The 8,689-nt window shown below is 75.4% G+C and carries 12 protein-coding genes; 5 read left to right on the top strand and 7 right to left on the bottom strand.

The window, feature by feature from the left end:
• On the bottom strand, positions 1 to 850 hold an 850-nt coding region (locus ACW0Q9_RS26545), incomplete at its 3' end, for an ADP-ribosylglycohydrolase family protein (protein ID WP_456185843.1).
• Positions 851 to 923: 73 nt separating this feature from the next.
• On the opposite strand from ACW0Q9_RS26545, the gene ACW0Q9_RS26540 reads away from it, so the two are divergent.
• From ACW0Q9_RS26540 to ACW0Q9_RS26530, 3 genes are all read left to right on the top strand, one after another.
• A complete protein-coding gene (locus ACW0Q9_RS26540) occupies positions 924 to 1,613 on the top strand; it encodes a response regulator transcription factor (protein WP_089155714.1) in 690 nt (229 codons plus the stop codon).
• Positions 1,614 to 1,642: 29 nt separating this feature from the next.
• Positions 1,643 to 3,031 carry a HAMP domain-containing sensor histidine kinase gene (locus tag ACW0Q9_RS26535; RefSeq protein ID WP_456185841.1) on the top strand — a complete coding sequence of 463 codons (1,389 nt, stop codon included), beginning with the start codon at positions 1,643 to 1,645 and terminating at the stop codon, positions 3,029 to 3,031.
• A 236-nt stretch (positions 3,032 to 3,267) separates the two neighbouring features.
• The gene (locus ACW0Q9_RS26530; protein WP_456185839.1) at positions 3,268 to 3,543 is read left to right on the top strand and encodes a hypothetical protein; all 276 of its coding nucleotides are present in this window, start codon (positions 3,268 to 3,270) and stop codon (positions 3,541 to 3,543) included.
• Here ACW0Q9_RS26530 and ACW0Q9_RS26525 read toward each other — a convergent pair.
• Together ACW0Q9_RS26525 and ACW0Q9_RS26520 are read right to left on the bottom strand one after the other, a co-directional pair.
• Positions 3,500 to 4,525 carry an adenosine deaminase gene (locus ACW0Q9_RS26525; RefSeq protein ID WP_456185837.1) on the bottom strand — a complete coding sequence of 342 codons (1,026 nt, stop codon included), beginning with the start codon at positions 4,523 to 4,525 and terminating at the stop codon, positions 3,500 to 3,502. The two genes, ACW0Q9_RS26530 and ACW0Q9_RS26525, sit on opposite strands and share 44 nt — an antisense overlap.
• Complete coding sequence (locus ACW0Q9_RS26520; RefSeq protein WP_456185835.1) at positions 4,522 to 5,349, bottom strand: trans-aconitate 2-methyltransferase; 828 nt, start codon at positions 5,347 to 5,349, stop codon at positions 4,522 to 4,524. The genes ACW0Q9_RS26525 and ACW0Q9_RS26520 overlap by 4 nt, the downstream gene beginning before the upstream one ends.
• 84 nt (positions 5,350 to 5,433) lie before the next feature.
• Between ACW0Q9_RS26520 and ACW0Q9_RS26515 the strand changes: the two genes are divergently transcribed.
• Together ACW0Q9_RS26515 and ACW0Q9_RS26510 are read left to right on the top strand one after the other, a co-directional pair.
• On the top strand, positions 5,434 to 6,417 hold the full coding sequence (locus ACW0Q9_RS26515) for an aldo/keto reductase (protein ID WP_456185834.1): 984 nt from the start codon (positions 5,434 to 5,436) through the stop codon (positions 6,415 to 6,417).
• 91 nt (positions 6,418 to 6,508) lie between these two features.
• A complete protein-coding gene (locus ACW0Q9_RS26510; RefSeq protein WP_456185832.1) occupies positions 6,509 to 6,706 on the top strand; it encodes a hypothetical protein in 198 nt (65 codons plus the stop codon).
• Positions 6,707 to 6,799: 93 nt separating this feature from the next.
• Here the strand turns inward: ACW0Q9_RS26510 and ACW0Q9_RS26505 are convergent, their stop codons facing one another.
• The 4 genes from ACW0Q9_RS26505 to ACW0Q9_RS26490 form a co-directional block, all read right to left on the bottom strand.
• Positions 6,800 to 7,003, bottom strand: a complete 204-nt coding sequence (locus ACW0Q9_RS26505; protein ID WP_007075740.1) for a cold-shock protein — start codon at positions 7,001 to 7,003, stop codon at positions 6,800 to 6,802.
• Positions 7,004 to 7,291: 288 nt separating this feature from the next.
• Complete coding sequence (locus ACW0Q9_RS26500) at positions 7,292 to 7,552, bottom strand: DUF4235 domain-containing protein (RefSeq protein ID WP_396871593.1); 261 nt, start codon at positions 7,550 to 7,552, stop codon at positions 7,292 to 7,294.
• 8 nt (positions 7,553 to 7,560) lie between these two features.
• Positions 7,561 to 7,902 (bottom strand): DUF3618 domain-containing protein, encoded by a 342-nt coding sequence (locus ACW0Q9_RS26495; RefSeq protein ID WP_456185830.1) that lies wholly within the window; start codon positions 7,900 to 7,902, stop codon positions 7,561 to 7,563.
• Positions 7,899 to 8,333, bottom strand: a complete 435-nt coding sequence (locus ACW0Q9_RS26490) for a phage holin family protein (RefSeq protein WP_456185828.1) — start codon at positions 8,331 to 8,333, stop codon at positions 7,899 to 7,901. The genes ACW0Q9_RS26495 and ACW0Q9_RS26490 overlap by 4 nt, the downstream gene beginning before the upstream one ends.
• Positions 8,334 to 8,689: the final 356 nt, after the last annotated feature.

The following is an 8,689-nucleotide window of genomic DNA, read 5'->3' as shown; positions in this document are numbered from 1 at the left end:
CCCCCCGGGGTGGGGCGCCCCCCCCGCCGCCGACGATCGCCGCCGTGGTGTCCACGTCCCCGCCCGCCTCGACGCAGGCGCGGATCGCGGCCGGGTAGTCGTGCAGGTGGGTGGCGGCGACCCAGACGGTGAACGGGACGGTGTCCTGGGCGGTCACCCGGGATCCGTTGCCCAGCGCCTCGGCCACCTCGCCGGCCGGGTGGCCGAGCAGCGCGGCGGCCCGGCGTACGCCCCGGTGCACCTCGCCGGCCGGGTCGAGGGCGCCGGCCACCACGGTGAGCAGCCGGGCCGGCTCGGGCCGGTCCCCGTCCAGCCGGGCCCGGGCGGCCAGCGAGGCGGCCACCGCCACCGCGACCGCCCCGGCGATCCCCTCCGGGTGGGCGTGGGTCACCTCGGCGGAGGCGCGGGCCTGGTCGGCGGCGCGCCGGGTGGAGTCGGCGTACCAGGCGCCGAGCGGGGCCACCCGCATGGCCGCCCCGTTGCCGCAGGAGCCCTGCCCGTCGAAGGCGGACGCGGCGGCCACCGGCCACGGCGTGCCGGCGCGGATCAGTTCGAGCAGTTCCACGGCGCCGGCGCCGTAGCGGCGGGCCGGGTCGTAGTGCGCCGCGAAGGCGAGCGCGAGGGCGTCCCGGTCCACCCGGCCGTGCGCGGCCAGCACGGTCAGCACCGAGCACGCCATCTCGGTGTCGTCGCTCCACGGCCACGGCCCGGGCGGGAGCGCGTCGGCCCAGCCGGCGACGGCCCCGCCCGGCACGAAGAACCGCGCGCCGAGGGCGTCACCGACCGAGAGGCCGGCCAGCGCGTCGCGGGCGAGCGTGAGGCGGGTGTCGGGGAAGAGAGTGAACGTCATCGTCGTCCCAGCTTGCCCGGTCCGCAGGAGCGCCGCAACGCGATCAACTTGCCACGCCGAGTACGGTGCTGACGTGGCAACCGTCCTCCTGGTCGAAGACGACCACGTCGTACGCGGTGCGATGCTGCGGTCCCTGACCGACCGGGGGCACGCGGTGCACGCCGTCGGCACGGCGTTGGACGCGCTGCGCCGGGTCGCCGCCGAGACCCCCGACCTGGTGGTGCTCGACCTCGGCCTGCCCGACCTGGACGGCTCCGACGCGCTGCGGATGCTGCGCGGGATCACCGACGTGCCGATCATCATCGCCACCGCGCGGGACGACGAGCAGTCGGTGGTCCGGCTGCTCCGCGCGGGCGCCGACGACTACATGGTCAAGCCGTTCACCGGCGCCCACCTGGATGCCCGGATCACCACCGTGCTGCGGCGGGCCGGCCGGGCCAGCCGCACCGTCCAGCCGGCCGTGCACACCGTCGGCGGCCTGCGGGTGGACGTGGGCGAGCGCAGCGCGGTGCTGGACGGCGAGCCGCTGGCCCTGACCCGCAAGGAATTCGACCTGCTGGCGTATCTCGCCGCACGTCCCGGCCGGGTAGTGTCCCGGCGGGAACTCTTGGAGGAGGTATGGCGGCAGCCCTCGGTCGGCGAGGACCAGACCATCGACGTTCACCTCTACTGGCTGCGCCGCAAAATGGGCGAGTCCGCGGCGAAGCCGCGCTACCTGCGCACCGTGCGGGGGGTCGGCTTCCGGCTGGTGGCGCCGGACTGAGGCCCGCGCTGGCCTGGCTCACGGCCGGCATGTGCAGCCTCGTCGCGCTCGCCTTCCTCGTCCCGCTCGGGATCACCCTGTCCGACCAGGCGCGGGAGGAGAAGCTGGCCGACGCGGCCCGGCGCAGCGCGCTGGTCACCGGGGCGCTCGCGGTCAGCACCGACCCGGAGATCGTCCGGCGGGCCGTGGCGGCCAGTGGCGACGACCCGGCGCTGCGGCCCGTCGTACACGGGATCGGGGCCGACGAGGGCGCGGGCCGCGCCGACGCGGCGGCGCTGGAGCGGGCCGGCGCCGAGCGACGCTCGGTAGTCACCGACGTGCCCGGCGGCGTGCTCCGGCTGGACCCGGTGGTGCTCGGCGACCGGGTCGCCGTGGTGGAGGTCTTCGTTCCCGACGAGGTGCTCGACGAGGGCGCCGGCGGGCGGTGGCTGCTGCTGCTGGCGGTGGCGGTGGCGCTGGTCGGGGCCGCGGTGATCGTGGTCGACCGGGTGGCCGCGCGGGCCGTCGACGCGACCGGCGAGCTGGTGAAGGCGGCCCTCGCGGTCGGCGACGGCGAGCTGGGCGTCCGGGTCGAGCCGACCGGGCCGCGGGAGCTGGCCGAGGCCGGGCACGCGTTCAACCGGATGGCGGAGCGGCTGGTCGCGCTCCGCGCCGACGAGCGGGAACTCGTCGCCGACCTGTCGCACCGGCTGCGGACGCCGCTGACCGCCCTGCGGCTGGACGCGGAGGCGCTGGAGTCCGACGACACCAGCATCGGCACGTTCAGCGAGGCGGAGCTGGACCGCCGCCGCGGCATCCGGCGGATCCGGCAGGCCATCGTCACGCTGGAGGGCGAGGTCGACCAGCTGATCACCACCACCCGCAAGGCGGTCAGCCAGGAGACCGGCCCGGCGACCTGCGACGTCAGCGAGGTGGTCCGGGACCGGATGGTCTTCTGGTCGGCGCTCGCCGGCGACCAGAACCGGCCGCACCGGGTGGTCGGGGCCCAGCTCCGGATCCCCGCGCCGGTGCCCCGGGCCGAGCTGGCCGCCGCGCTGGACGCGGTGATCGGCAACGTCTTCCGCTACACGCCGCAGGGCACCGCGTTCGAGGTGGCGGTGAGCCGGCGGGACGGCTGGGTGGCGATCCGGATCGACGACGCCGGCCCAGGCATCCCGGACCCGGACCGGGCGCTGCGCCGGGGCGCCAGCGACCAGGGTTCCACCGGGCTGGGGCTGGACATCGCCAAGCGGGTCGCGTTGCAGGCCAACGGCTCGGTGAGCATCGACCGGGCCCGGCTCGGCGGGGCCAGCGTGGTGATGCTGCTGGCCGATCCCGAGGCGACGCCCCGGCAGGTCAACCGGTTCGGCCTGGTCGGCCGGATGGCGCGGGACGCCCGGGAGCCCCGGGCCGGCCGGCGCTGGCCGCGCCCGCGCTGAACCGGTGGCTGTGGGCCGCCGCAAGTCTTCCTTAGGAGTGGGTTAACGACGGTCCCGGCACCGCGCCGGGCTGTCAGGATCAGGACCGAACCCATCAGTTCCGTCGGCCGGGACGCCCCGTAACACCTCCGGTCGGCGGAGCCGTGCGCGCGGCGGGAGTTCGGTCCCCCCACACCTCGCTCCCGCCGCGCGCCACTTCTCCCGTCGAGCCGCACCCCGGGCGTGAGGTGACCGTGATGACGCCGACCGTGGGCCGTCTGCTCCGCTGGGCCGCCGTGATCGGTCTCGGCGTCGCCCTCACCCTCGCCGCGTGGCAGGACCCGGTGCTCGCGCACAGCTCCGGCAGGCCGGCCGACGGCACGCCCGTGGCCGCCGTCGCGGTGGCCGCGGTGGTCGGGTTCGGGCTGGCCCTGGCCGGGCGGCGCCGGCCGCTGCGGGTGTCCCGGCGGCCGGCGCCGTCCCGTCCGGTCAGCGCGTCGCGTCCGCCAGGTACGCGTCGATCTCGCCGCTGATCCGGGCCTGCTCCCCGGGCTCCAGGAACGCGGCGCCGACCGCGGCGCGGGCCAGCGCGGCCACACCGGCCGGGTCGAGCCGCAGCAGCCGGGCGGCCACGGCGTACTCGTCGTTCAGCGTGGTGCCGAACATCGGCGGGTCGTCGGAGTTCACGGTGACCAGCACGCCGGCCTCGACGAGCTGCGGCAGCGGGTGCTCCTCGATGGTGGCCACCGCCCGGGTCCGGACGTTGGAGGTGGGGCAGACCTCCAGCGGGATCCGCCGCTCGGCCAGGTGGGCGAGGAGCGCGGGGTCGAGCGCGGCGGAGATGCCGTGCCCGATCCGCTCGGCGCCCAGCTCGCGGAGCGCGTCCCAGACGGTCTCCGGTCCGGTGGTCTCCCCGGCGTGCGGCACCGAGCGCAGCCCGGCCGCGCGGGCCTGGTCGAAGTACGGCTTGAACTGCGGCCGGGGCACCCCGATCTCCGGGCCGCCCAGGCCGAAGCTGACCAGCCCGTCCGGCCGCTCGTCCAGGGCGATCCGCAGGGTCTGCTCGGCGGCCGGAAGGCCGGCCTCGCCCGGGATGTCGAAGCACCAGCGCAGCGCGATGCCGAAGTCGGCCTCGGCCCGCTTGCGGGCGTCCTCGATCGCCTCACAGAACGCCGGCGCCGGGATCCCCCGGTGCACGTGCGAGTACGGCGTGACGGTCAGCTCGGCGTACCGGACCTGCTGGCGGGCCAGTTCCCGGGCCACCTCGTGGGTGAGCAGCCAGACGTCGTCCTGGTCCCGGATCAGGTCGACGACGCTGAGGTAGACCTCGATGAAGTGGGCGAAGTCGCGGAACGCGAAGTAGTCCGCGAGCGCCTCCGGGTCGGCCGGGACGGGACTGCGCCCCTCGTGCCGGGCGGCCAGCTCGGCCACGATCCGGGGCGAGGCGGAGCCGACGTGGTGCACGTGCAGCTCCACCTTGGGCAGTCCGGCGATGAAGGTGGGCAGGTCGGTCACGAGTTCTCCTCAGCGCGGGCGCCGGTGCGGGCCACCACGAAGATCCGGCGGAACGGGAAGTACACCTGACCCTGCCGCACCGGGTAGGCCTCGGCGAGGCGCACCCCCAGCTCGGCGCGGAAGTCGGCCCAGCCGGTGTCGTCCAGCGCGGCGCGGACCGGGCGCAGCGCCGTCCCCTCCATCCAGGCCAGCACCGGATGGTCGGCGCCAGCGGCCGGGAGCAGGTGCACGTAGGTAGTCTCCCAGGCGTCGACGGCGCAGCCGGCACCGACCAGCAGCGCGGCGTAGTCGGCCGGTTCGTCGACGGGCGCCTCGCGCAGCAGCGGGGCGAGCGTGTCCCGCCACCGGTCCCGCCCGGCCACCTCGCGCAGCGCGCGGTGCGACGGGGCGGCGAAGTTCCCGGGCACCTGGAACGCCAGCCAGGCGCCGGCCGGCAGCGCGGCGGCCCAGCGGGTGAGCAGCTCCCGGTGGCCGGGGACCCACTGGAGCACCGCGTTGCAGACGACCACGTCGGCGTCGGGCTCCGGATGCCAGGAGCGCACGTCCCCGACCGAGAAGGAGACCGGTTCGGCCAGGACGCCGGTCCCGGCCAGGCTGCGCACCCGTGCCAGGGCGCGGGCCTGTGCGATCATCTCGGCGGAGGAGTCCAGGCCGGCGATCCGGCTGTCCGGCCAGCGGCCGGCGAGGGTCGTGGTCAGGGTGCCCGGGCCGCAGCCGAGGTCGACGACCGCGCGCGGCCGCTCCGCCGGGACCCGGGCGAGCAGGTCGTGGAAGGGCCGGGAACGCTCGTCGCCGTAGCGCAGGTAGGTGCTCGGGTCCCACATGACAGCCTCCAAACCGTACGTACGTCTTGTTTGAAGGTACGGCCCGACGGGCGTCCCGGCAAGCGGCTCACTAGGCTCGACCGGGTGGAACAGCGCAGCTTCGACCGGCTCGGCCGGCACGTCGGCATCATCGGACTCGGCGCCTGGCAGCTCGGCGCGGACTGGGGCGAGGTCAGCGAGAGCACCGCCCTCGACGTGCTGGGCGCCGCGGTGGACTCCGGGGTGAGCTTCCTGGACACCGCCGACGTCTACGGCGACGGCCGCAGCGAACAGCTGATCGGCCGGTTCCTGCGCGAGCACCCCGGGCACGGGCTGACCGTGGCCACCAAGATGGGCCGGCGGGTGCCGCAGACGCCGGAGGCGTACACCCTGGACAACTTCCGGGCCTGGACCGACCGGTCCCGGGCCAACCTCGGGGTGGACACCCTCGACCTGGTCCAGCTGCACTGCCCGCCCACCGCGGTCTTCGCCGACGACCGGGTCTTCGACGCCCTGGACACCCTCGTCGCCGAGGAGCGGATCGCCGGCTACGGGGTCAGCGTGGAGACCTGCGACCAGGCGCTCACCGCGATCGCCCGCCCGGGCGTGGCCAGCGTGCAGATCATCCTGAACGCGGTACGCCACAAGCCCCTGGAGCGGGTGCTGCCCGAGGCCGCGAAGGCCGGCGTGGGCATCATCGCCCGGGTGCCCCTCGCGAGCGGCCTGCTCTCCGGCCGGTACGACGAGCACACCACCTTCCCCGCCGACGACCACCGGAACTTCAACCGGCACGGCGAGTCCTTCGACGTCGGCGAGACCTTCTCCGGCGTCGACTACGACCTCGGCCTGTCCGCCGTACGCCGGCTCGCGCCGCTGGTCGGCGAGGGCCGGACGATGGCCCAGTTCGCGCTCCGCTGGATCCTCGACCAGCCCGGCGTCACGGTCGTCATCCCCGGCGCCCGCACCGCCGAGCAGGCCCGGCGCAACGCCGCGGCGGCCGGCCTTCCGCCGCTGACCGAGGTCGAGACGGCCGCGGTCCGCGCCGCCTACGACGAGCTGATCCGGCCGCAGGTGCACGACCGGTGGTGACCCCGGACCGGCGGCCCGTCGGCGCGGCGCCGCCGCCGGCCGGCGCCGGCGGGCATGCTGGACCCGGGTGGGCGTCGGCGGAGGGGGAACGATGAGGGGCTGGTTCCGGCTCACCGTGGGGCTGCTCGCCGTCGTGCTCGGTGCCCTGTGGACGGTCTCCGGGCTGGGCTACGTCGAGGGCAGCGTGCTGACCGACCAGCGGGCCTGGGCGGTCGCCGGGCCGGTGCTGGTCCTCATCGGACTGGTCGCGCTCTGGTTCGGCATGCGGGCCCGGCGCCGGCGCGGTTGAGGCCGGCAACCGTCCACAGAAGCGGAAAGCCCCGCCTCCCGGGAAGGGACGCGGGGCTCACGCACCGGCCGGCGCGGCCGGTGCTCCGGCAGCTCAGATGGGGCGGACCTGCTCGGCCTGCGGACCCTTCTGACCCTGGGCGATCTCGAACTCCACCCGCTGGTTCTCCTCCAGCGTGCGGTAGCCGCTGGTCTGGATGGCCGAGAAGTGGACGAACACGTCAGCACCCCCGCCGTCGACGGTGATGAAGCCGAAGCCCTTGTCAGCGTTGAACCACTTCACGGTTCCCTGCGCCATGTGTATCTCCTTCTAAAACTGGCGGCCGAGCACGCCGTGCGGCCGATTGGCCGTTTTCGAGCAGCGGCGCCTGAGGCGGCCCCCTGGTGAAGGAGACTTCTCTCAACCCACGCGTCTCTCAACAGCGTGAGACAGCAAACCACGTACGCAAAAACTTCGCACAGCCTACCCGACGAAATTCTCCGCAATGTGACCTGACGGTTGCGGCAGATCCACTGGCCGGGCCGGTCGGGCCAGGCGAAAGGCCCCTCTCCACCGAGGCGGAAAGGGGCCTTTCGTGCGTATGACTCAGTCGGGCCAGTGGCCGGTGAGCCGGCGTACGCCGACCGCCCCGCCCCGGTCCACAGCGGCCCGGACGACCGCGAAGATCGCGCCCTGCAACGCCGCGGCCGCCAGGATCTCGCCCCAGCCGCGGTCCTCGTCGGTGGCGCTGGGCGCCTCGCCGTCGCCGGCCGTCATCTTCCACACCTGCCGGAAGATGACCCCGGCGACCGTACCGGCGGCCAGACCCATCAGCACGCCGGCCGGCTTGTAGGCCGCCCTTCCGATGCCCCTTCTCACCTGCGCCTCCCCCGGACGATCAGCAGCGCCACCGCGGTGACCACGGCGCCGGCCGCGACGGCCGCCCACGGCACCGGGTTGCGCCCGACCGCCCCACCCTTCTCGAACGCCTGCGCCCGGACCAGCCGGGCCTTCTCCGCCGCCTGCCCGCGCACCCGGGCCACGGTCAGCGCCGCCTGCTGGCGCATCCGCGCCTTCGCCTGCTCGGCGGAGTGCCGGACCAGGGCCTTCACGTCGGCCCGGGCGGCCAACTGCTCCATGGTCTCACCGAGCTCCACCCGGGTCCGGCGGATCTCCTCCCGGAGCGCCGCCACGTCCCCGGTCCCGTTGCCGGTCATGCCCGCCTCCCGTCCTTCACCGCGGCGGTGACGGTGTCGACGTCCGCCCGGACGCTGCGGACCGTCGCCTCCGGCACCGGTGGGACGGCACGGCTGACCTGCTTCTTGCCGACGAGCGCCAGGATCCCGGCGAGCAGGAAGAGCGCCACGGCCACGATCAGCGCGGCCAGCCAGGCCGGCATGACCAGGTCCAGCAGCAGGATCACCGTGGCGACCAGCGCGCCGGCGCCGTAGAGGGCCATCACCCCGCCGCCGCCGAACAGACCGATCCCGATCCCGGCGTGCTTGCCCTTCTGGGTCAACTCCGCCCGGGCCAGCGCCAGTTCGTCCCGCACCAGGCGGGTGACCTGTTCGGTGGCCCGCTGCACCAGTTCCGCGGTGGAGGGCTCGTTCCCGGTCCGGGACGCGCTGCGACTCGCGACGTCAGCCATGCTGTCCTCCTTTCATCATCACCGCGCTGTATGCCCGGAGTCGCCGCCCGTCAATCCTGCGCGGAGCGGCCGGTCGGCCCGGCCGCGCGCCACCGGTCGCCCGGCCGCCGGACGGCGGCCGGAACCGGGGCGTGCGCAGCAGGTCCCCCGAAACGGGCCGATCAAACGCAGCCGACCCGACATGCCGCGAATCCACCGGCATCCGGCAGGTGCAACGGGCCGGCCGGGTCCGAGGTCACGACGGGCCGACCGACGCGCCGAGCCCCCGGCGCCGAGGGATCGGCGGGCCCGGGGCCCGGCGGGGGAGGGGCCGGCGGGGGGGGCGGGGCGGCCCCCCCCGGGCCCCCCACACCCCC

This window comes from Micromonospora sp. I033 (genome assembly GCF_053890995.1).
The sequence above is the reverse complement of the archived record's forward strand: the minus strand, read 5'-3'. Positions and strand labels throughout refer to the sequence as shown.